The organism is Fusobacterium sp. IOR10 (assembly GCF_010367435.1).
In the GTDB taxonomy this organism is placed as follows: domain Bacteria; phylum Fusobacteriota; class Fusobacteriia; order Fusobacteriales; family Fusobacteriaceae; genus Fusobacterium_B.
On record NZ_WJWY01000006.1, the window covers coordinates 12,776 to 36,526 of the forward strand.

Consider the following 23,751-nt stretch of genomic DNA (forward strand, 5'->3'; position numbering starts at 1 on the left):
AGGCTATTATGCAATATATTAATCAAGCTTCAAATCGTTTAGTAAAATGGTTCACAATGATAATTCTCTTGCCATTAATTTTTGTTGGATTAATGCTAAGGTATTATGATAAATATTATAAAAAGAAAAAAGATCATCCCATTATGAGATAATGGGATGATCTTTTTTTCCAAAGGGAAAATATTTAAATATCTTTTTTATTTCAGTATTTTTATTATGGATATTTCTTAAATCAAAATAGAAATTATCCCTCATATTTTTTTTCATTTTATTTAAATCTAAGTTTTCAAACTGAGACCATTCAGTTATTAATACAATTGAGTCTGCTTTATTTGAAACCTCATACTCATTTTCACAGTAAAGGATTTTATTATTAAAATCATGCAACCTCCATTTAGCTTCCTTCATTCCCTTAGGGCAGTATGCATTTATTTTGGCCCCATTGTTTATTAAATGTTTTATAATATCAATGCTAGGTGCATCTCTCACATCATCAGTATCAGGCTTAAAGGAAAGCCCAAGTATTCCAATAATTTTTCCCTCTAGTCCATTCATTTCTTTTTTTATTTTTTCAACAATTTTAAATTTTTGTTTTTCATTAGCATAAATAGCAGCCTTTACAACTGACATTTCTTCCCCAACATTATCTCCAATTTTAACAAGGGCCTTGGTATCCTTGGGAAAACAAGAACCTCCATATCCAGGTCCACATTTTAAAAATTTAGGGGAAATTCTATTGTCCATTCCCATAGCAAGGGATATGTCATCTGTATTAGCTCCAACTTTTTCTGCTAAAAGTGAGATTTCATTAATAAATGATATTTTCACAGCTAGAAAAGCGTTAGATGCATATTTTATCATTTCAGAGGTTTTTATATTAGTAAAAACAAAGGGAATATTTTTTTCTATTAATTTCCCATATAGTTCTTTCATAATATTTAGAGCCTTTGTGCTGTCATAACCTATAACTATTCTATCAGGGTTAAGACAATCTTCAACTGCCTTTCCCTCTCTTAAGAATTCTGGATTGGAAACTATATCAAATTCCACAGGGGTATTTCTTTTTTTAAGCTCCTTTTCTAAAGTATCCTTTACTAGCTCACCAGTTCCTATTGGCACAGTGGATTTATTAACAATAACCTTATAATCTTCAATATTTTCACCAATTTCCCTTGCTACATTTAAAACATATTGTAAGTCAGCAGATCCGTCCATTGCTGGAGGTGTTCCCACTGCTATAAATATAATTTCAGAATTTTTAATTGCAGATTTTATATTTGATGTAAAGGTGATTTTTTTCCTAAGAATATTCTTCTTTAAAAGCTCTTCTAATCCAGGTTCATATATTGGAACTTCCCCCCTTTGTAGTCTGTTTATTTTATCAATATCTATATCCACACAGGTTACATTATGATTGAAATCTGCCATTATAATTCCTTGAACTAGTCCCACATAACCTGTTCCAATTACTGCAATATTCATATATTAATCCTCCTTATACCAATTAAAAAATTGTTCTATTCCACTAGTAAATGATGTTTTTGGTTGGTAGGATATAAGCTTTTTAGCCTTGCTTATGTCTGCGTAAGTTTTATCAACGTCTCCAGGTTGCATAGGTAAATATTTTATTTTAGCCTTTTTATTTAAAACCTTTTCAATGGTTTTAATCATTTCCTTTAGGGAAATAGGATGAGAGCTACCTAGGTTTAATATTTCATAGACATTATTATTTACTAATAAGTAATCCATGGATTTTAAAATACCTTGGATAATATCTTGAATATATGTGTAATCTCTGTAGGTAGATCCATCTCCAAACATTTGAATTTCTTTATTTTCTAATATTAATTTTATAAATTTATGAATTGCAAGATCAGGTCTTTGCCTTTGTCCATAAACAGTGAAAAATCTCAATTGAAACATATCAATATTATATAGTTTATGATAAACATGTCCTATTACCTCTGCTGATTTTTTAGTAAAAGCATAGGGAGAAATTGCAAAATCAACTATGTCAGTTTCTTTAAAGGGAACCTTAGTGTTATTTCCGTAAATAGAAGATGAAGAAGCTTGGATAAATTTAGTAACCTTATATTTTTTACAAATTTCTAGTAAATTCATAGTTCCCCGTACATTAACATCCTCATAAAGTAAAGGTTTCATTATAGATGGTCTAACCCCAGCAAGTCCAGCTAAATGTATTACCAATTGAGGTTTTTCTTTTACAAATATATTATCTAAGTCCTCAAGATTTCTAATGTCATTAAAGTATAATTTATATGTGTCACAATTAACTATTTTAATTAAACTTTCAATGTCTTTAACTGTGGAAATATATTTTTTGTTATTTGTACTTTCTAAAACATTTTTAATTTTTATATTTTTTCCATAGAAATCATGAAAATTATCAATATTTATAATATGATGTCCTAAAGATAGTAGATTTTCACAAAGATTGGAACCTATAAATCCAGCTCCCCCTGTTACAAGTATTTTCATTAATTATTACATCTCCTTTTTTTTCTTTTTATTAAATAGATATTTCTAGAATAAATAAATAAATTTGGAGTTTGCCCTAAAATAAATACAGGGTCCCTCCTATAGATAGCATAGGTTAAAAGAAAAAAACTACCCATTAAACTAAAAATCCAAAATGAAAAGGGAATAATACTTCTTCCTGCCTTTTCACTTGCTAGCCACTGAACTAAAAATCTCATTGAAAAGAAAGTTTGTCCAACAAAACCAATTATCATCCAAAAGTTAAGAGTCATTAGTCCTCCTTTTTCACAATTTTGTAATTTAAATGTCTTTTTTTCATCCATCTAACTGCAAGGGCATCCTTTAAACTTTTAAATAAACGATTAAATATCCCATATTTAGATGTTCCAAATTCCCTGTCATAATGTCTAACTGGAATTTCAATTACCTTAAAGCCATTTATTTTTGCAAGGGTAGGTAAAAATCTGTGCATTCCTTCAAATAAATAAAAACTATCTACAACTTCTTTTTTAAACAGTTTCAATGGACATCCAGTATCTGTAATATTGTCCTTTGTGATAAAATTTCTGATTTTATTTGCAACAGCAGAAGGGATTTTTCTTTTAAGTCCATCTTCCCTTGTTTTTCTACATCCATTGACCATATCATATGTATCGATATATTTTAAAAGTAAGTAAATATCATCAGGATTAGTTTGCAAATCTGAGTCCATTGTTACAATTAAGTCCCCAGTTGCCATTTTAAATCCAGCATCAATTGCAGCTGTTTGTCCATTATTTTTTGAAAAATGATATGTTTTCACATGGGCATTTTCATGTATAGCTTGATCAAGTATTAAATCACTTCCATCTGAACTTCCATCATCTATTAAAATTATTTCATAGGAGTTAAATTCCTTTTTTAGAGATTTTTCAACTTCATTAATAAATCTTGTAATATTTTGTTTCTCATTATAAACTGGTGCTATTACTGATATTCTTTTCATATGTCTCCCCTTGTGTTTTAAATTTTATATAAATAATAATTTTTGTTTTTTAGAATTATCTTTGCATTTTTAAAGTCCTTGGAAATGTCTTCTTTTCTATTTGACTTTGTAATAATAAAGCTTTCCTTAGGTAAAATAAGGGTAGTTCCGTTGTTAATTGGAATAATATTTTTATTAATTATGTATTTAGCATTTTGGAAATCTTCAAACCTGTAGGCATATATATTTTCTTCAGGTATGTCTTCAATTTTTTTTATAATAGGTTTAAGTGTGTAGCGTTTGCTGTAAAAATTTCCATTTATAGAAACTAGAAATATTAATGACAACATTGTGGAGCTAATTATATTTAAAGTTTTATGTACAGAATTATCTCTGTTTAACTTTTTATTTATAATAAAGGGTATTATTAAATTAAGTAGAGCTATATTTATAAGTATTTTATTTAAATGTCTATCTTTAAACTCAATTAAATATAAAATAGTTAATCCAATGAATCCATATAAAACAGGAAGTAAATATATAAGTAACTTACCACTTGCAAGGGATAAAAGAATAAATAGAGGTAGGGACATTGAGAAAAATATTTTTTCTAGCTCCTTCCAATTTTTAAAATTTCTAATATTTTTTATATAGTGATGTATTGAGAAAAATACTCCTATACCATAGGGAATTAAAACTAATGGTAAATGTTTTAAATAGTAAGCTATACCTCTAACATGGGCTTTTGATTTTACAATTCTACCTAGGGTTTCTTCCCCTAGTAAAAGATTTAAATAATTTATTCCATTATGAGAAGTATAAACTTTAAAAAACCACAGGGCTATGGAGATAAAAATAAATATAACCCCCTTTGTAAAATGAATCTTTTTTAGGAACTTTAAATCTCTATTAAGCAATAGAAAACTTAAAATAATGATAATAGGATCAATAAATCCAACAATACCCTTAGTAAAAAGTCCTAAAAAAATAAATGCATACATGAAAATTAAAATTTTGTAATTTATTATTTTAAATCCATAGTACATATTAAAAAATAAATAGATACTGGAAAAAATAAATAAATACATTAACATATCCATTCTTAAAACACTGGTACCTCCTATGAATAAAGGAGAAGCAATCAATGCTAAAGTTATGGTAAAGCTTAAAGGTTCAATAAATTTATAGGTTTTTTTAAAGTTCAATATAAAATTATAGCTAAGTATTGAAATAATATAAGATGGGATGATACTCCCAATTAAGATTCCAAGCTGGAAAAAATACTTTGGAAAATACACGTCAATTGTTTTTAATATCCAGAAATAAAATGGTGGCTTATCTGGGTAAAGATTATTTAAATAATTTAAAATAAATAAGTTGTTATTTAGGGACTCCCTTGTTATAGCTAGATATTTAATTTCATTTCTAATATCAGGAAATCTAAAAAACATTAAAGGTATAAATATAGCTAAATATATAAAAGTAAATTTAATTATTGATTTTTTGTAGTTAAGTTTCAAGTTTTCACATCCTTTTAGGTATCTTTTATTTTGCAATTGCCATTATAATTAGAATTATTAATATCACAGGTCACCTCCAAATTTAGTTTATACACAATAGTAATTCATTTTTATTAAAATTAGATTAAAATTTTATAAAATTATTATAAAAATATTAATGTAATTTTAATAATAGTGTTATAATATTTATTATATTTATTTAAAGGAAGTGACACATGAAAAAAATACTTATAATTGAGGATAATGAAAAAATAAGAAAATTATTAAAGATGGAATTAATTCATGAGGAATATTTAGTTGATTTAGCTGAAGATGGTGAGATAGGAATTAAAAAATTTAAAGAGGGTAATTTTGATTTGATTCTTTTGGATTTAATGCTTCCTAAATATTCAGGGGAAGAGATTTGTAAAATAATAAGAAAGATATCAAACATACCTATAATAATTTTAACAGCAAAGGATCAAATATTAAATAAAATAGAACTTTTGGATATGGGAGCTGACGACTATTTAACAAAGCCCTTTAATATTCAGGAACTATTTGCAAGAATGAGGGTTATATTTAGAAATAAAAAGGATTTTTATTCAAGTAATTTTATTAAGTATAATGATCTTAAAATTCACAGTGAAAAAAAGGTTCTTTACATTGATGAAAAGGAAATTAAACTAACAAAGACAGAATATAATCTAATGTATACGTTAATATTAAATAAAGAAATTGTTCTATCTAGAGAAAAACTAATAGAAGATGTTTGGGGCTGGGATTTTCAAGGGGATAATAAAATTATAGATGTATATATAAATGCCCTTAGGAAAAAGATAGAAACAAAGGAAAAAAAATACATTAAAACTGTAAGGGGATTTGGATATATCTTAAAATGTAACTAGATTTAAAGGAGGAGTATGAAATATATTTCAAAGGAACTAAGTAAAAATTATAAAAAAATAATAGTGATATTTTGTATATCATACATAGGTATAATTTCCTTTTATAGCTCATATATGTATAAAAATACAAAGAATCAAATAAGATCAATTGAGACCTTTGTAAACTATGAATTTTTAGATTTTCAACAGGAAATTGCTTTTTTAGGGGAAAACCCTAAAACCTTTTTCAAAGAAGCTTTAGATGAAAGTCCTAAACCAGATAGAACCATAATTAATTTAGAATACCAAGGTAAAAATTATTTTTATGTACCAAGAAAATTAATAAAAAATAGAAAAAATTCAAAAAATCAAGATGAAGATCTTTTGAAGTCAGAATTATTAGAAGAGATATTAAGTGGCTTTGATAAAATGAATTTATCAAATGACATTAGAAATTACAGTGGATATAGATATAAAATTTTATATAAAGAAGTAAATGTAAAGGGAATGAGTCCGATAAAATTAAAGGTTATAAAGGATATGTCAAAGGAATATGAAAGGTTGGCACTTCTTAGTTTATTTTCCCTAGTTTGGATAGTTCTAACAATATTAATAGCTAGGAATATAACTAAGAAATTTTATGTGAAATTTTCAAATTCCATTGAAGATTTGGATAATTCAACAAATAATATAAACTTAAATTCCCTAGAACTTAAGGACAAAGAACTTGATCAAAAGCTTAACTTTAAAAATGAATTTGAAGAATTTAATTTAATAAAAAGATCCTATATTGATATGGTGAAAAGATTGAAACTACAAATGGATTCCCAAATAGACTTTGTAAATAATGCTTCCCATGAATTAAAAACACCTCTTTTTATAATCAGTGGTTATGTTGATATGATAAAAAGATGGGGTATTGATGATAAAAAGATAGTTTTAGAAGCCTTAACTTCAATTGAAGAAGAAAATAAAAATATGATATCCCTAGTTGAAAAACTTTTATTTTTAGCAAAGGATAAGGAGCTCAATAAAAATTATTATGAAGATATTGATCTTGAAGAGGAGATGAAACATACAGTAAACAATTTAAAAGTTTTATACCCAGACCAAGAAATAAAACTTTATTTGGATAAAAATTTACATTTAATATTTTCTGATAAGGCCCTGTTAAATCAATTGATTTTAAATTTACTAGAAAATGCTATAAAATATGGAGAAAATAATCTGATAGAGGTTTTTCTTACTTTTGAAGATAATTATATTATAAAAATAAGAGATCATGGAATAGGAATATCTGAAGAGAATATAAGCCTTATATTTGATAAATTCTATAGGGTGGATAAGTCTAGAAGTAAAAGTATGGGAGGACATGGATTAGGTCTAACTATAGTAAAGGATATTGTTGATTTTTTAAAGGGAGAAATAATTATTACCAGTGAAGTTGGAAAATTTACAGAGGTTAAATTAATAATTCCAAGGGGATAAAAAAAGGTGTTGATAATTCAACACCTTTTTATTTATATTTCTATAAATGTTACCTTTCTATTTTTAAATTGTGCAATATGTTTAAAACCAATGTTTTTTAGGATGTTAATACCCTCTTTAAAATCTCTACATAAATCATTTGCACTATGTGCATCTGAACCTAAGGTTATAATTTTTCCACCTAATTGAAAATATCTTTTTAATATATCTCTGTTAGGATGCATTTCTCCTAGGTTATATCTTAACCCAGATGTGTTTAGTTCAATACCCTTTCCCCTTTGTATAATTAAATTTAAAATATTATCTATAGCTTCTTTAAAATCTAAATATTCTATTTTTTTATTTGGGAAATTCCCATATCTAACTATTGCATCTAAATGTCCATAAACATCAAAATTATCATAGTTCTCAATGGATTTTTCAATAGTTTTAAAATAGCTTTTATAGCTTTCCTCTTGAGTTTTTCCCTTAAAGAAATCCCCATTATAAAAATCAAGTCCCTCACATGAGTGAATGGAACAGATTACAAAATCAAAGGGATAAGATTTTATAAACTTATCCAATCTTTCATTTAAATGTGTTTGATAACCTATTTCAACTCCCAATAAAATATCAATATTAGGAAAAATATTTCTTAAATTTTCAAGTTTTTTCATATAATCAACATAATCTATTTCATATAAAAATATTTCCTCAGGACTGTCAAAATCAACATGATCTGTGAATATTACTTCTTTTAAACCTAGATCAATAGCTCTTTTAATAATATCAATCATTTTAGAATTTGAATCAGGGGAAAATTCTGTGTGAACATGGCTATCTATAATTAAATTTGTATTGTTCAAAATTCACCTCCCTATACTTTACTTTCTTCTTTTTACAAGTTCTTTTTTTATATCTTCAATGGAAACACCTTGATTAATCATAAGAACTATAACATGGTAAACTAAGTCACTTATTTCATAAATCATTTCTTCCTTACTTTCATTTTTAGAAGCTATAATGACCTCTGCTGATTCTTCACCAACTTTTTTTAGAATTTTATCTATTCCTTCTCTAAATAAATAATTTGTATAAGAACCTTCTCTTGGATTATTCTTTCTATCTGTGATACTTAAATATAATTCCTTTAGTACATCTTCATTATTTTGAAAATTTTCCTTCTTATCTTCATTTAATACTTCATTGAAAAAGCAAGAATAATTTCCAGTGTGGCAAGCAACTCCAACTTGTTCAACTTTAATTAAAATAGTGTCCTTATCACAGTCATAGTAAAATCCCTTTATTTTTTGGATATTTCCTGATGTTTCACCTTTTTTCCAAAGCTCTTGTCTACTTCTACTGTAGTAGTGAGCTATTTTTTTATTTAATGTTTTTTCAACTGCTTCTTTATTCATATAAGCAAGCATTAAAACCTTACCAGTATTTATATCTTGGGCTATTGCTGGAACAAGTCCCTTATCATCAAATTTAATTTCATTTATTACATTATTAATATTCACGTTGACCTCCTAAAGTCTAATTTCTATTTTTTTATTTTTCAAATATTTTTTAAGATCTCTTATTTTAATTTCCCCAAAATGAAATACTGATGCTGCAAGTAAACCATCAACATTGGCATATTCCACAGCTTCATAAAAATTTTCCATATTACCAGCACCACCAGATGCAATTACTGGAACATTTACTGCAGCAGTTATTTTTTTCAGTAGTTCAATATCATATCCACTTTTCATACCATCTTCATCAATACTATTTACAACTATTTCCCCTGCTCCAAGTTCTACACCTTTCACAGCCCACTGTATAGCATCTAAGCCAGTGTTTTCTCTTCCACCTTTAACATATACATCCCAAGAGCCAACATTGTTTTTCTTAGCATCTATGGATAGTACAACACACTGGGCACCAAACTTTAAAGAGGCCTCTTTAATTAATTGTGGATTTCTAACAGCTGCAGAGTTAACAGAAACCTTATCTGCACCCTTTCTTAAAATACTTGTGAAATCATCAATTGAAGAAACTCCTCCTCCCACAGAAAAGGGAATATTTATATTCTTTGCAACCTTTGCAACAAATTCAAGGGAAGTTTTTCTTTCTTCATTTGAAGCAGTAATATCATAAAATACAAGCTCATCAGCACCACAATCACTGTAGTATTTACCAAGACTTTCAGGGCTGTCAACATCCATTAAATTTTCAAATTTAACACCTTTAACCACCCTTCCATTTTTTACATCTAAACATGGTATTATTCTTTTTGCAAGCATTCTATCACATCCTTTAATTTTAAATTTTCATTATAAAGAGCCTTTCCAATTATTGCTCCATAAAGATTCATTTTATTTAGTCTTTTAATGTCATCCATGGAAGTAACCCCACCTGAAGCAATTATGTTTAGGGAAGTTTTTTTAGACAATTCTTCATATATTTCAAAGTTAGGTCCTTGAAGCATTCCATCTTTGGATATATCTGTATAAACTATAGTTTTAACACCTATTTTTTCAAGTTCAAGGCATAGATCCAAAGAGTTTACCTCACTTATAACTTCCCATCCCCTAAGGGCTACCTTTCCATTTTTAGCATCTATGGAAACCACTATTTTTTCCTTGTACTTTGAAACTAATTTTTTTAATAATTCTTTATTTTCAATTGCAATGGTACCTACAATTACCCGTTCAACTCCAGTTTCAAGTAGTTCTTCAACTCTTTTTTCAGATCTGATTCCCCCTCCAACTTGTACAGGTAATCCTATGTTCTTTGCTATTTTTTCTATTGACTTTCTATTGACAATTTCTTCATTTCTAGCACCATCTAAATCAACTAAATGTAAGAATGTTCCCCCTTGTTCTTTCCATTTAACAGCCATATCAAAGGGATCATGAGAATATACATTAATTTTATTAAAATCCCCTTGGGAAAGTCTCACACTGTTATTATTTTTTATATCAATAGCAGGAAATATTATCATTTTATCATCTCCCCATATGCTCTCAATATATTAAATCCCACATCTGAGCTTTTTTCAGGGTGAAATTGAATTCCATAGACATTATTATTTCTAACTATAGCTGGAATTTTTTCCCCGTATTTAGCATATGCAATAAGTTCTTCATTGGAAGAATTAACATAGTATGAATGTACAAAATAAACATAGTCATCTTCCTTTATATATTTTAAGATTTCATCATTTTTATTAAATTTAAGATTGTTCCATCCCATGTGAGGGATTTTAAAATCTATCTCAAGTTTTTCAACACTTCCCTTAATAATACCAAGTCCCTCATATTCACCATTTTCATAACTTTTTTCATAAAGAAGCTGCATTCCCAAGCATATTCCCATTAAAAATTTTCCCTTTTCCACATGTTCTTTAATAATTGGAATTAAATTTGTCTCATGTAATGCCTTTATTGCATCTCTAAATGCACCTACTCCAGGTAGAATAAGGGAAGTAGCAGCAGCTATTTCATCTTTATCACTTGAAATTTTAGTTTCTATTCCAAGTTTTTCAAAAGCTGTGTACACAGATTCTAGGTTACCTAATCCATAATCAATTATAATATTCAACTATAAAACCCCCTTTGATGAAGATATTTTATCAGATATAACTTCCATTCCTTCATTTAAGGCCCTTGCAAAGGCTTTAAAGATCCCTTCTATTTTATGATGGTCATTTTCCCCGTATAAAACATTAATATGAAGAGTTATTCCAGCTTTTCCAATAAATGCTCTAAAAAATTCTTTAAAATTTTCACTGGCCATTGTTCCAATTTTTTCATTTTTAAAATCAGCATTAAATACTAAATATGGACGATTACTTATGTCTAGTACCACGTGACTTAAGGATTCATCCATGGGAATATAAATACTTGCATATCTTCTAATTCTCCTTTTATCCCCTAGAGCTTTATTAAAAGCTTCCCCTAGAGCTATTCCAATATCTTCAACTGTATGATGGTCATCAACATATAAATCCCCTGTACATTTTACTTCCATATCAAAGGAACCATGGAAAGCCATTAAAGTAAGCATATGATCTAAAAATCCTATACCTGTATCTATGGTGCTTTTTCCACTTCCATCTAAGTCAATGTCCACAAGAATATCTGTTTCTAAAGTTTTTCTTTCTATTCTAGATTTTCTCATATTTTATTATCTCCTTTAAGTTTTCAATAAAAATCCTATTTTCATTTTTATTTCCCACAGAAACTCTATAATAACCTTCAAGGTCTTCTTTGAACTTTCTTATTAATATTCCCTTATGTGCCAGTTTCCCATATAAATTTTCTATATTTGAATTAAAAAATATAAAATTTCCAGAGGAATCATATGCTTTAATTTTCATTTTTATTAACTGGGAATATAAAAATTTTCTTTCTTTTTTAACCTCTTTAACATAATCAAAAATTTTATTTTTATTTTTAAAAGCCTGTACTCCTATGTATTGGGTAATTGAGTTTAAATTATATGGAGATTTAACCCTGTTAATTATTTCAATTATATCAGTATTAGCTCCCATATACCCAAGTCTAATTCCTGCAAGTCCCAAGGCTTTAGATAAGGTTCTTAAAACAATTAATCTATCATAGTTGAAAATTTCATTTATCATTGAACCTTGTGCAAATTCAATGTATGCCTCGTCAACTACTATAATTGCACTAGTATTTTCAATAAGTTTTTGTATATCTTTTTTAGTCATTAAATATCCTGTTGGATTGTTGGGATTACAGATAATTATTATTTTAGGATTAATTTCATTTGCCCTGTCTATTAATTTATCAACATCAATTGAAAAATCTTTATTGCACTGGACACCAACAAATTTAGTTGAATATATTTGAGCAAATATTGAATACATACTAAATGATGGAGTTGGACTTAGAATAATTTCATCTTTATCAACAAATGTCTTTATAACAAGCTCTATCATTTCACTAGAACCATTTCCAACTATAATATTTTCCTTTGGAATATTTACATATTTACTTATTTCACTTTTTAGAAGGGAAGCCTCGTCATCTGGGTAATAATTTAAATTAAAGTCTTTGTTAAATATTAACCCCTCTTTAATTACATTCTCTAATAAAATATTTTTACCTTCATTTGCATCAAGTTTCACAGTAAAAGGCAGATCACATGCTTTATAAGCATTTAAATTTTTTATGCTTTTTTTTATCATTTCCATAGTTGTCCTCCAATTTAAATTAATCTTCAACTCTCACCTGTATAGAATTTGCATGGGCAGTTAGCCCTTCTTCATTGGCAAGGGTTATTATGGAATTTTTAGCTTTCATAAGAGCTTTTTTGCTGTAATAGATTAAAGAAGTTTTCTTTATAAAATCATCAACTCCCAAGGGTGAAGAAAATTTAGCTGTTGAACTAGTTGGAAGAATATGATTAGTTCCTGCAAAATAATCTCCCACTGGTTCAGGGGAAAACTCACCTAGAAAGATAGCCCCTGCATTTTTAATTTTCTCATATATTTCAAAGGGATTCTTTGTAAGTATTTCCAAATGTTCAGGGGCAACTTCATTGGCAATATTTATAGATTCATTTAAGGAATCTGTTAATATTATAGCCCCATAGTTATTAAGGGATTTTTCAATTGTTTCCTTTCTTTCAAGAAGGGGAACTTGTCTCTCTAACTCTTTAATTACTTTTTCAGGTAAAGTTTTTGAATCTGTTATAAGTATTGAAGCTGCCATTTCATCATGTTCTGCTTGGGATATTAAATCAGCTGCGATATATTTAGGATTTGCTAGTTCATCTGCAATTATTAAAATTTCACTAGGTCCTGCTACCATATCTATTCCCACATAACCTGAAACTCTTTTTTTAGCCATTGCAACATAAATGTTTCCAGGGCCAACTATTTTAGATACCTTAGGTATGCTCTCTGTTCCATAGGTTAAAGCTCCTATTCCATGGGCTCCACCAACCTTATAAATTTTATCAACTCCAGAAATAAAAGCTGCAACAAGAATGGAATCTTTAATTTTTCCCTCTTTATTTGGAGGAGTTATCATTATTATTTCTTCAACCCCTGCAATTTTAGCTGGAACAGCGTTCATTAGAACTGTAGATGGATATGATGCACTTCCCCCTGGAACATATATTCCAACTTTTTCTATAGGTCTAACAAGTTGTCCAAGGATTATATCTTCATTGTCAGAGGATGTGTAGGATTTTTTAATTTGTTTTTTATGATACTTTTCAATATTTTCCCTTGCTTGAATAAGACTATTTTTCAAATTCTTATCTATATTTTTTAAGGCATTGTCTATTTCTTCCTTGGATACTAATAAATCTTCAATTAAAACCTTATCAAATTTTAAAGTATAATGGATTAAGGCCTCATCTTTTCTTTCTCTAACATCTGATAAAATTTCTCCAACAGCTTTATTTATATCTTCATATTCAAATTGACTTCTATCTAAAAGGCTTTGTAAAAAAGTTTTTTCCCTTTTAGAATCTATGATTTTTATCATGATAACCTCCCATTATAAATTGTTTTCTAATAATTTTGTAATATTTTGTATTCGATCATACTGGAATCTATAACTTATTCTATTACATATAAGCCTTGCACTAATGTTAAACATGTCCTCTATTACCTCAAGGCCATTTGCCTTTAAAGTATCCCCTGTTTCAACTAGATCAACTATAACATCAGATAATTTAACTAGAGGAGCTAGCTCAACTGATCCATTAAGTTTGATTATTTCAATTTTCTGTTGTTTTTCTTTAAAGTATTTTTTTGATATTTCTGGGTATTTAGTGGCAACCTTTAAAGTGTCATCCTTTTTATAAATATTTTGTCCCTTTATGCTAGCTATGGAAAATTTACATTTTCCAAATCCCAAGTCTAAAATTTCATATATATCTGTGTCATTTTCCAAGATAACATCTTTACCAACTATACCTAAATCAGCAACTCCCTTTTCAACATATGTAACAACATCAGATGGTTTAACATATATATAGTCAATTTTATTTTTTTCATCTTTAAAAATTAATTTTCTTGAATCTAAGTCTATGGAATCTCCTAAACCTATTTTTTTAAGAATCTTATATGCTTGTTTCCCAAGTCTTCCCTTTGCAAGTGCTATTGTTATTGTATTGTCCAATGCTATTCACCATCCCTGTAAAGAATTTTTATTAATTCATCTAAATCTATTGAAAAACCAACAGCTGGAATTTTTATACCAAAGGTTTTAGTTAAGGAATCGTATCTTCCACCACTTATAACTTCCCTAGAAGAATTTTTATAATAACCTTTAAACACTAACCCATTATAATAATCTAGTTCTGTAATCATGGATAGATCAAGATGTATACATTTTAAATATCCATAGTCCAAGGCCATTTTCTTAAAATCTTTAAGTTTTTCTATTGATAATTTCATGTTCTCATTCATGTAATTATTTTCTGCTTTATTTATAACCTCTTCCATATTCCCTTGGAAATCTAAAATATTAGAAAATAAATCTTTAATTTCTTTTTTTATATCTAAAGCACTGATACATTCTATTATTTCATTTTTATTTTTTTTATAAATTAGATTCTTTAGTTTTATTTTTAGATTTTCTTCCAAGTTAAGTTCTTTAAGTAAGGCATTAATATACTTACTAGTTCCAATTTCTAGAATGAAATTTTTTCTGTAATTTTTAAAAATCTTAAAAACTAAACCTATAATTTCCATGTCAGCTTCTAGGGAATCTTCACCTAGGTATTCTATTCCCATTTGTTTAAATTCCCTTATATTACTGTCTAATTTATTTATAAAGATAGAGGAATTATAAAATAGTTTAACCTTTAGATCCTTTTCCCATCTGGGAATTAAATTTTTAATTATATTAGTTGTAATATCTGGTCTTAAAATAAGAACTTTAGAATTTCCATCAATTATTTTAACCATTTTTTCTTTTTTTATTCTTTTGTTAATTAATGTGAAAGTGTCATAGTCCTCAAAAATTGAAGGTTCTAACTTAATATATTTAGATTCTACAAATATATCCTCTATTTCCCTTGTTAGCTTATATTTTTTATATGAATAATCTAATTCATCTTTAATTTTAATAAATTCCATTGTTCACCACCTATTTTGTAATAAAATGTGTTGAGAATAAAAAAAAGCCATATAGGTTATCCCTACATGGCTTTACAGTATGTAAATCATCATAGAAACAATCCTAAAATTTAGTATGTAAACTAAGGATTGCTTCTATGAACTATTTTTCGTTCATTATTGCAAACCTTTTTCTCTATGATGATGATGAATATGAAATTGTAAAGTTAAGTTATTAATATTTAAATTTAATTTTTTTAAAATTGATTTTTTCATTTTAACTCTCCCTACGAAATTCTTTAATTTATATTATTATACTTAGCGCTAAAGTATTTGAAACAGTATAGCACTTGTGTCTATATTTTTCAAGTATTTTTATAAAAATTTTAAAAAAAATAACCTTTCCCCTAGGAGAAAGGTTACAAATTATATGTTATTTACATTTACAATCAGGGCAATCACAAATATGTAATTTATGTCCCATTCTTTGTTCTTTAGTCTTTAAATATGATTTGTTAACACTATTAGGTTCTATTTCAATTTCTTCTCTTTTGCAAACTTTCATACCATAAGATTCAAGTCCACTTATTTTATCAGGATTATTAGTCATAAGTCTAACTGATTTAACATCCAAAGCCTTTAACATTTGAGCAGCTATTGCATAATCCCTTTCGTCAGCTCCAAATCCAAGCTCTAAATTAGCATCAACTGTGTCTCTACCTTGATCTTGAAGATTATAGGCTTTTATCTTATTAACAAGTCCTATTCCTCTTCCCTCTTGTCTTAGATAAATGATAACTCCTTCTCCATTTTCATCAATCTCTTTCATAGCTCTATGTAGTTGAGAACCACAATCACATCTAAGAGATCCTAAAACATCCCCAGTGAAACATTCAGAATGAATTCTCACAAGAACATTTTCCTTTCCTGAAATATCTCCCTTTACAAGGGCAATATGTTCCTTGTCGTCTAATTTATTGTCAAAGCCAACTATAGTAAACTCCCCTGAACCTGTTGGAAGTTTAGCAGTACATTCTACTTTAACTAACTTGTCATGGGTTTTTCTATATTGAATTAAATCTTCTATTGAAACTATTTTCAAATTATGAACCTTAGCAAAGGTTAATAAATCATCTAGTCTAGACATTGTTCCATCTTCTTTCATAATTTCACAACAAAGTCCCATTGGTTTTAATCCAGCTAGTCTAACTAAATCAACAGTTGCCTCAGTGTGACCATTTCTAACTAATACTCCATCATCCTTAGCCTTTAGTGGGAACATATGTCCAGGTCTTCTAAAGTCTTCAGGTTTAGCTTCATCCTCAGCAGCTTTAACAGCAGTGATAGAACGTTCCAAAGCTGATATACCTGTAGTTGTATCACAGTGATCTATGGATACTGTAAATGCTGTTTCATGGTTGTCAGTGTTATTTGCAACCATTTGTGGTAAGTTTAATTTTTTAATGTAATAATCAGACATAGGCATACAAATTAGACCCTTTGCATAGGTAGCCATGAAGTTTACATTTTCAAGAGTTGCAAATTCTGCAGCACAAATTACATCTCCTTCATTTTCCCTATCCTCATCATCTATAACTAATATGTTTTTTCCTTGTCTTAAATCCTCTAAAGCTTCTTCTATAGTGTTTAACATTATATTTTTCCTCCAATTTTTAAAAGAATCCATTTGATGCTAGGAATTCTTTACTTAATTTTGATTTTTTACCTTTCTTTTCTTCATTTTGGAAAGTTAAAAATCTTTCTATATATTTTCCAATTAAGTCAGTTTCTATATTAATATAGTCTCCAACTTTTTTATTTCCAAGGGTTATCATTTCTTGAGTATGTGGAATAAGAGAAACAGACAGTGTATCCCCTTGAAATCCAACAATTGATAAACTAGCTCCATCTAAACTAACTCTTCCCTTTTCAACAATATATTTCATATATCTATGTTCCATTTGAATAATATATACTTTAGCTATACCATCCTTTGTTATACTTTTAATTTGCCCTTCACAGTCAACATCTCCAGTGACTAAATGCCCCCCAAGGGGAGTGGAAAGGGAAATTGATTTTTCAAGATTTACTAAGCTACCAGCTTTCAGTCTTTTTAAATTAGTTCTTTTAACAGTTTCATGCATACAATCAGCAACAAAATAATTAGAACCAACTTCAACTGCAGTAAGGCAAGTACCGTTAGTTGCAATACTATCACCTATTTTGGCATTTTTTAAAACCTTAGTACATTTTATTTTAAGTTGTACAGATTTATCCCCACTTTTAATGGAAATAACCTCACCTATTTCTTCAACTAATCCAGTAAAAATCTTACTCACCTCTCTTTATCCTATTTGTTTTGATCAAATTCCACTGAAATATTATCTTGAAAAATATTATACTTAACATTTTCAAGATTGAATCCTTCTTTAACAGTTTTAAAATTGAAACCATCAATAAAAGGAAGTCCTCCTCCTAAAATTTTAGGAGCTATAAATATTTCTCCACCGTCTATTCTATTTTCTGAAAAGGCTTTGGAAATAAGAAATGATCCACCTTCAAGGAGAACAGAATCAATGTTTAATTTTCCAATTTCATCTAATATTTCATCAACACTAAAATCATATCCATCTAAATAAATAAATTTTATGTTTTTTTTCTTAAGTTCTTCAGTTTTTAAATATATATTTTTTAAATTATCAAAGTTAAATTTTTTTTCCAATAGGTCAATTTTTCTAAGAATTTGTAATCTACAATATTTTTCTTCATCCACAAGTTTAGATAATTCATCATTATTTAAACCATGTAAATGTTCTAAAGTGTTTAATTTTTTAATTTTCTTAAATTCTTCACTTTGATTTATTTCATCAAAATTCACTAATAATTTGCACAGTTTAGAATTTTTTTCTAATTTTTTAATATGATTAATTTCTTCAACAGTATCAGGATGAGTTAAATCCCTTATTTTATCAAAGACTTCTATTTTTTTATAATCTATAATATTATTTTTTGATGTGACAATGATACTTTTACCATCATCCATATTTACAAAATTACTATTAAGGGGAGTTTTTAAATAGGGATCAATAACTATTCTAAAGGGATCATTTCCATTTTCAACTCTAGCTGTAAGCCTTGGATTGTCATTAATAACAGTGTTTATTCCAACCATAATCCCAGAATATTTATTTCTCAATTTTTGTACTTTTTCCCTAGCTAATTCATTTGTAATCCATTTGGAATCCTTTGAATTTGTGGCTATTTTCCCATCTAGAGTAATAGCACATTTTAAGAATAAGTATGGTTTTTTAGTTTGGATATATTTGAAAAAAACTTTGTTTAAATTTTTAACTTCCTTTTCAAGGACTCCAACAACAACTTCAATACCAGCATCTTCTAATATTTTTTTCCCATTTCCTGAAACTAAAGGATTAGGGTCTAAAGTTCCAATAACACATTTTTTAATACCCATTTCCTTTATTTTTTTTACACAAGGTGGAGTTTTACCTTGATGAGAACAAGGTTCTAAAGTTACATAAATAGTTGCATCCTTTGCATCTTCCCCAGCTTGATCAAGAGCATAAACCTCAGCATGTGGGCCACCAAAAAATTTATGATAACCTTTACCAATAATTTTGTTATTTTTAACTACAACAGCCCCAACCAATGGATTTGGATTAACATAACCTTCTCCTTTTAATGCAAGGGTAAGGGCTAAATTCATGTACTTTTGATCCATGATATTACATCTCCTTTAGTAGATTACACATTTCTATAGCACCATTAGCAACATCAAAACCTTTGTTTCCAGCCTTTGTTCCTGCTCTTTCAATAGCTTCTTCAATGCTGTTAGTTGTTAACACACCAAACATTACAGGAATACCACTTTCAAGGGAAATAGTAGCACATCCCTTTGAAACTTCAGAACATACATAATCAAAATGAGGAGTAGCTCCCTTTATTACAGCTCCTAAAGCAATAACAGCGTCGTATTTTTTAGATTCAACCATTTTTTTAACAGCTATAGGTATTTCAAAGGCTCCTGGAACCCATGCTAAAGTAATGTTATCTCCATTAACTTCATGTCTTCTTAGAGCATCTTCAGCTCCACCTATTAGTTTTGAAGTTATAAATTCATTAAATCTTCCTGCTACAATTCCTATTCTTAAACCTTTTCCACTAAAATTTCCTTCTAATACTTTCATTTCTGCCTCCTAAATTTTTTTTTTAAGCTTGCAGGGACCAAAAAAAACCTGAAATAAAATTTCAGGTTTGGTTACAATTGCTAATTATTTCCAAGCTAAATAAATCATTAAAATTATATTTTAACAATCAACGTGAAAAAAAGCATATATTGTAATCTTCTTTCATCCAGACTATACTGTCGGTCTTGGAGTTTCACCAAGTCTGTGATTTATCACTTGCGGACTTTACCGCCGATCGGGAATTTCACCCTGCCCTGAAGTTTTACATTTTCATTATTCTATTTACTAACAAACAAATTATACAATATATACATTGAAAATGTCAATATTTCTTTAATTAATTTTTAAATTTCTTAGAATTAAAGTATTCAAGAATTGCAAAACCTATAACTAGCATAACTGATAAAAGCAAAATAGGTGCTATTGGACTGTACTGAACTCTTAGCTTAGTGGTATAGAAAACTAAGTTGAATATAGGTCCAAGAATGGCAATAACTGAAAATCCAAGGGAATAATCTTTTAAAACAGGGGTTTTTAATTCAGGATCACAAATTCTCAATAGTAATAACCCTGTTATAAATATTCCTGTTGAAGTTCCAAACATAGTAACACATCTTTGAAAGTGAAAATTATCTTTGAAATATTTTTTACATAAAAAATCAATGAAAAACCATGTGGAGAATATTCCAATTGTTGCAGTTATAAGTATAGGAACAATGTATGTGTATACAGCTCTTAGAGGTAGAGTAGCAACAGCTGAAACAACAGCGTATTCAATTAAAAGCCCAGAGACCATGTTTCTCAATTCAAGGTTAACACCTTCTGCCACACTATAATTTTTAACATATTTCCAAATAACAAACATTATAATCATAGCCAAAGACCAAGAGGATATATTTGAAAGTATGAAAATATTATATTTCCTAAATAAATTAGACATTACAAAGGCAGCTCCACATGCAAAAAATACAAGGGAAAAATATACAATTAATCTATTTGTTTTTAAATTTGTTCCTTTGTTGGAAACAGTTGGAGATTCTTTTTCATTACTTATATTGTATTTTATAATTTCAAGTTCCTTAAAAGAATAGGTTCTTCTTTTTCTTTTTTCAATATTTATTAGAACTATTCCAAATATAATTCCAAAAACAAGACCAAATGTTGCCATTGAAGCAGCTACCCCTTGGGCTAAATTCCAATATTTTAAATTTAAATCCTTTAGAATAAGTCCAATGATACCAGCTATTCCATGTCCCCCAGCAAATCCAGCATTAAGCTCAGAACCAAAGGATTCATAAATTGAATTTGGTTTAAAAATAGTGTAAAAATAATTTACTAAAAATCCAATTAAAAGTTGTAGAAAGGTAACTAAAAAAAGAATTAAAGTCATATTAATTCCTGAAAAATTATGTTTTTTAGATTTTTCAAGCTTTAGTCCAATTGGAATTGAAGCTGTTAATGGGATGATTAAAATACTAGGTATTGATTTTATACTTTGGTATATTTCAACAGGAATAATATTAAAATATCTTCCTAAAATTTCAGGACCTATAATTAACCCAATTAATCCTCCAATAATAGAGGAAGGAATAAAAAATTTATTTAAAAATCTAGACTTTGATTTTATAAATATCCCAAGTAGTGTAAGTAAACTGATGAAAGACAAGTTGTAAAGTATTTCCATGATATATTCTCCTTTAATAAATTTAGAACTATTATTACATAAATACACAATAAAGTCAAAAATGGATTCTGTAAGTTCTTTGACCACTGGAAAATTTTCTAAAAAAAAGATACTCTTAAAAAAGAGTATCAAATAATTTTATTAATTTAGATTGATAATTCTTGCTTATTAGTATGTTGCTAGGTCATCATCTTTTATATCAGAAATAAACATACATCCAGGAGCATGAGTTATTACAAGCTCTGGTTTAACATTCATTATTACTGCTTGAGGTGTGACTCCACATGCCCAGAATACAGGTACTTCCCCCTCTTTAATAGTTACAGCATCTCCAAAATCTGGTTTTGATATGTCTTTTATTCCAATTTTTTCAGGTTCTCCTATATGAATAGGTGCTCCATGAACTCTAGGAAATCTTGAGGTAATTGCAACAGCTTTTTCAACTAGATCCTTTGCTATTGGTCTCATACTAACAACAGTAGGTCCATTAAAAATTCCTGCTGGATTGCATTCTATATTTGTTATATACATAGGAACATTACGATTTTCTTCAATATGACGTATACCAATTTCTTCATCTGACAAAGCCTTTTCAAATGTAAAACTACAACCAAGTAGAAAAGAAACTAAATCATCAGACCACAAATTTAAGATATTATTTACTTCTTCTACCAATATTCCATCTCTATAAACACGATATTTTGGTATATCTGTACGAATATCTGCAGAAGGTGCAATTAAACCAGGTATAAATTTCCCAGGTTCACAGATATCTAAGATAGGACAAGGTTTAGGATTCCGTTGGCAGAATATAAGAAAATCCATAGCATATTTAGCAGGAAGTATTACCAGATTAGCTTGAGTGTATCCGTAAGCCATGCCTGGTGTGGGACCTGTCCATTTTTCTAGTCTTATTTCGTTTCTTGCTTGTTCTCCATTATTAATAACCAATATTACCATCTCCTTTTTAAAGTTATCATCATATTTTGTTATTATGTATACGTCTTTCTTTTAAATAGATTATATACTTACAAATAGAAAGCGTTTATAAAAAAAAGTATAACATCCATATGTGAAAAATACAAGGAAAAAATATATAGTTAATTTATTTGTTTTTAAACGTATTTTTTATTGATACTTTTAAGTCCAATAGTTATAAATATTGAAATAGAGATTATTAAAGTAAGTAATTCATTTGTTGGGGCAGACATCCAAATTCCAAGTTCATTAAACATATTAGGGAAAGTATAAAGTAAAATATTTATTAAAATAAAGCCTCTAAGGGCACTTAATATACTAGAAATAAATGAATTTTCTATAGCTGTAAAGAAGGATGAAATAACAATATTTACACCAACTAATAAATATGTGAAACTATAAATATTTATTGCTTTTTTAGTAATGTTATAAATTGTTCTATCACCATTTATAAATATAGAAATTATATTTCCCACATAGGTATTTATAAATATATAAAATATTATTCCAAGTAAAATAACAGTGGTCAATTCTATTTTTAGTATTTTTTTAATTCTTTCAAATTTTAAAGCTCCATAATTATAACTTATAACAGGCTGTATTCCCTGTGAAAAACCAGTCATAGTCATAGTTACCAATGTGGAAATATATCCAATTATTCCAAAGGCAGAAACACCCTTTTCTCCCATAATCTTCATAATAATAATATTAAAGGCCATAATAACTATTCCTGTGGCAGTTTCTGTTATAAACTCTGAAAATCCTTTGTAACAAATATTCAATGAATTTTTAAGGGTTACTTTAGTAGGAATAAATTTTAATTTTTTAGAATGAAGAACAAGATATAGAAGAAGGAAAAAAGCAGTTCCAAACTGAGCAATTCCAGTTGCAAGGGCAGCTCCTTTTATTCCCCAATGTAAATGCAGTATAAAATAATAATCTAAAAAAATATTTAAAATTGCTCCAACAAATAGACATAGCATTGAATATGCAGGACATCCTTCTATTCGAACAAATACTTCAAAACCATAAGATAGTAAATAAAAAAGTGTAAAAAAGGATAAATAAGATAAATAAGTGGCAGCATCATTTAAGATAACATCATTGGCCCCTAAAAGCCTAACAATTTCCTTAGGGAAAAGAACTCCCAATGTTCCTAAAAATGATCCGAATATAAATAGTAACTCTAAAGACAAACTATAGATTTGGTTTGCTTTTTCTTTATTACCTTCACCTAAATTAATGGCTATTATTGTTGAACTACCTATTGCAATCATTATACCTAGGGCAAAGGATAAATTAACATAGGGCATCACAATGTTTACCGCTGCAATTTCCTTTGTTCCCAAATATCTTCCAATAAATGTTCCATCAACAATTGTATATAAAGAAAAAATCCACATGGTTATCACAGAGGGACAACCGTACTTGAAGATAATCCTCGTGAGGCTATCCTTACCTAAATCTAATTTCATA

General features: G+C 28.1%; 25 protein-coding genes and 1 riboswitch. Of the genes, 3 read left to right on the plus strand and 22 right to left on the minus strand.

The window, feature by feature from the left end:
- Positions 1–8: 8 nt before the first annotated feature.
- Entirely contained in the window at positions 9–152 is a 144-nt protein-coding gene (locus tag GIL12_RS02400; protein ID WP_163468759.1) for a hypothetical protein, read from the plus strand.
- Here the strand turns inward: GIL12_RS02400 and GIL12_RS02405 are convergent.
- The 5 genes from GIL12_RS02405 to GIL12_RS02425 are packed head-to-tail and all read right to left on the minus strand — an operon-like array spanning position 142 to position 4,983.
- The gene (locus tag GIL12_RS02405) at positions 142–1,482 is read right to left on the minus strand and encodes a UDP-glucose/GDP-mannose dehydrogenase family protein (protein WP_163468760.1); all 1,341 of its coding nucleotides are present in this window, start codon (positions 1,480–1,482) and stop codon (positions 142–144) included. The two genes, GIL12_RS02400 and GIL12_RS02405, sit on opposite strands and share 11 nt — an antisense overlap.
- Positions 1,483–1,485: 3 nt before the next feature.
- Entirely contained in the window at positions 1,486–2,499 is a 1,014-nt protein-coding gene (locus GIL12_RS02410; RefSeq protein ID WP_163468761.1) for a GDP-mannose 4,6-dehydratase, read from the minus strand.
- Positions 2,499–2,771, minus strand: a complete 273-nt coding sequence (locus GIL12_RS02415) for a lipid-A-disaccharide synthase N-terminal domain-containing protein (RefSeq protein ID WP_163468762.1) — start codon at positions 2,769–2,771, stop codon at positions 2,499–2,501. Before GIL12_RS02415 ends, GIL12_RS02410 begins: the two co-directional genes overlap by 1 nt.
- Positions 2,771–3,484 carry a glycosyltransferase family 2 protein gene (locus GIL12_RS02420; protein WP_163468763.1) on the minus strand — a complete coding sequence of 238 codons (714 nt, stop codon included), beginning with the start codon at positions 3,482–3,484 and terminating at the stop codon, positions 2,771–2,773. Before GIL12_RS02420 ends, GIL12_RS02415 begins: the two co-directional genes overlap by 1 nt.
- A gap of 17 nt (positions 3,485–3,501) precedes the next feature.
- Complete coding sequence (locus GIL12_RS02425) at positions 3,502–4,983, minus strand: glycosyltransferase family 39 protein (RefSeq protein ID WP_163468764.1); 1,482 nt, start codon at positions 4,981–4,983, stop codon at positions 3,502–3,504.
- Between the two features lie 215 nt (positions 4,984–5,198).
- On the opposite strand from GIL12_RS02425, the gene GIL12_RS02430 reads away from it, so the two are divergent.
- A complete protein-coding gene (locus tag GIL12_RS02430; RefSeq protein ID WP_163468765.1) occupies positions 5,199–5,870 on the plus strand; it encodes a response regulator transcription factor in 672 nt (223 codons plus the stop codon).
- 15 nt (positions 5,871–5,885) lie between these two features.
- Entirely contained in the window at positions 5,886–7,337 is a 1,452-nt protein-coding gene (locus GIL12_RS02435; protein WP_163468766.1) for a cell wall metabolism sensor histidine kinase WalK, read from the plus strand.
- Positions 7,338–7,369: 32 nt separating this feature from the next.
- Here GIL12_RS02435 and GIL12_RS02440 read toward each other — a convergent pair whose 3' ends face one another.
- The 17 genes from GIL12_RS02440 to GIL12_RS02520 all read right to left on the minus strand — a co-directional run bounded on the left by GIL12_RS02440 (position 7,370) and on the right by GIL12_RS02520 (position 23,750).
- Complete coding sequence (locus GIL12_RS02440; protein WP_163468767.1) at positions 7,370–8,182, minus strand: histidinol-phosphatase HisJ family protein; 813 nt, start codon at positions 8,180–8,182, stop codon at positions 7,370–7,372.
- Between the two features lie 18 nt (positions 8,183–8,200).
- On the minus strand, positions 8,201–8,839 hold the full coding sequence (hisIE, locus tag GIL12_RS02445) for a bifunctional phosphoribosyl-AMP cyclohydrolase/phosphoribosyl-ATP diphosphatase HisIE (protein WP_239056036.1): 639 nt from the start codon (positions 8,837–8,839) through the stop codon (positions 8,201–8,203).
- 9 nt (positions 8,840–8,848) lie between these two features.
- Positions 8,849–9,607, minus strand: a complete 759-nt coding sequence (gene hisF, locus GIL12_RS02450; protein WP_163468768.1) for an imidazole glycerol phosphate synthase subunit HisF — start codon at positions 9,605–9,607, stop codon at positions 8,849–8,851.
- Complete coding sequence (gene hisA / locus GIL12_RS02455; RefSeq protein ID WP_163468769.1) at positions 9,589–10,308, minus strand: 1-(5-phosphoribosyl)-5-[(5-phosphoribosylamino)methylideneamino]imidazole-4-carboxamide isomerase; 720 nt, start codon at positions 10,306–10,308, stop codon at positions 9,589–9,591. The genes hisF and hisA overlap by 19 nt, the downstream gene beginning before the upstream one ends.
- Positions 10,305–10,907: an imidazole glycerol phosphate synthase subunit HisH gene (hisH, locus tag GIL12_RS02460; RefSeq protein ID WP_163468770.1), complete on the minus strand. Its 603-nt coding sequence runs from the start codon at positions 10,905–10,907 to the stop codon at positions 10,305–10,307. The genes hisA and hisH overlap by 4 nt, the downstream gene beginning before the upstream one ends.
- A complete protein-coding gene (gene hisB, locus GIL12_RS02465) occupies positions 10,908–11,486 on the minus strand; it encodes an imidazoleglycerol-phosphate dehydratase HisB (protein WP_163468771.1) in 579 nt (192 codons plus the stop codon).
- Positions 11,473–12,525 carry a histidinol-phosphate transaminase gene (gene hisC / locus GIL12_RS02470; protein ID WP_163468772.1) on the minus strand — a complete coding sequence of 351 codons (1,053 nt, stop codon included), beginning with the start codon at positions 12,523–12,525 and terminating at the stop codon, positions 11,473–11,475. Before hisC ends, hisB begins: the two co-directional genes overlap by 14 nt.
- 19 nt (positions 12,526–12,544) lie before the next feature.
- Entirely contained in the window at positions 12,545–13,828 is a 1,284-nt protein-coding gene (gene hisD / locus GIL12_RS02475; protein WP_163468773.1) for a histidinol dehydrogenase, read from the minus strand.
- A 12-nt stretch (positions 13,829–13,840) separates the two neighbouring features.
- Positions 13,841–14,467, minus strand: coding sequence for an ATP phosphoribosyltransferase (gene hisG, locus GIL12_RS02480; RefSeq protein WP_239056037.1), 627 nt, complete (start codon positions 14,465–14,467; stop codon positions 13,841–13,843).
- Between the two features lie 2 nt (positions 14,468–14,469).
- Positions 14,470–15,429 carry an ATP phosphoribosyltransferase regulatory subunit gene (locus GIL12_RS02485; protein ID WP_163468774.1) on the minus strand — a complete coding sequence of 320 codons (960 nt, stop codon included), beginning with the start codon at positions 15,427–15,429 and terminating at the stop codon, positions 14,470–14,472.
- 412 nt (positions 15,430–15,841) lie between these two features.
- A complete protein-coding gene (locus GIL12_RS02490) occupies positions 15,842–17,062 on the minus strand; it encodes a bifunctional 3,4-dihydroxy-2-butanone-4-phosphate synthase/GTP cyclohydrolase II (protein WP_163468775.1) in 1,221 nt (406 codons plus the stop codon).
- 19 nt (positions 17,063–17,081) lie between these two features.
- On the minus strand, positions 17,082–17,738 hold the full coding sequence (ribE, locus tag GIL12_RS02495; RefSeq protein ID WP_163468834.1) for a riboflavin synthase: 657 nt from the start codon (positions 17,736–17,738) through the stop codon (positions 17,082–17,084).
- A gap of 20 nt (positions 17,739–17,758) precedes the next feature.
- A complete protein-coding gene (ribD, locus tag GIL12_RS10205) occupies positions 17,759–19,147 on the minus strand; it encodes a bifunctional diaminohydroxyphosphoribosylaminopyrimidine deaminase/5-amino-6-(5-phosphoribosylamino)uracil reductase RibD (protein WP_370456694.1) in 1,389 nt (462 codons plus the stop codon).
- A gap of 4 nt (positions 19,148–19,151) precedes the next feature.
- Positions 19,152–19,613, minus strand: a complete 462-nt coding sequence (gene ribE, locus GIL12_RS02505; protein WP_163468776.1) for a 6,7-dimethyl-8-ribityllumazine synthase — start codon at positions 19,611–19,613, stop codon at positions 19,152–19,154.
- A 150-nt stretch (positions 19,614–19,763) separates the two neighbouring features.
- Positions 19,764–19,879: riboswitch (FMN riboswitch) on the minus strand.
- A 71-nt stretch (positions 19,880–19,950) separates the two neighbouring features.
- Positions 19,951–21,297: a sodium/glutamate symporter gene (locus GIL12_RS02510; RefSeq protein ID WP_163468777.1), complete on the minus strand. Its 1,347-nt coding sequence runs from the start codon at positions 21,295–21,297 to the stop codon at positions 19,951–19,953.
- Between the two features lie 168 nt (positions 21,298–21,465).
- Complete coding sequence (locus tag GIL12_RS02515; RefSeq protein WP_239056038.1) at positions 21,466–22,248, minus strand: putative hydro-lyase; 783 nt, start codon at positions 22,246–22,248, stop codon at positions 21,466–21,468.
- A gap of 164 nt (positions 22,249–22,412) precedes the next feature.
- Entirely contained in the window at positions 22,413–23,750 is a 1,338-nt protein-coding gene (locus GIL12_RS02520; protein ID WP_163468779.1) for an MATE family efflux transporter, read from the minus strand.
- Position 23,751 lies beyond the last annotated feature (1 nt).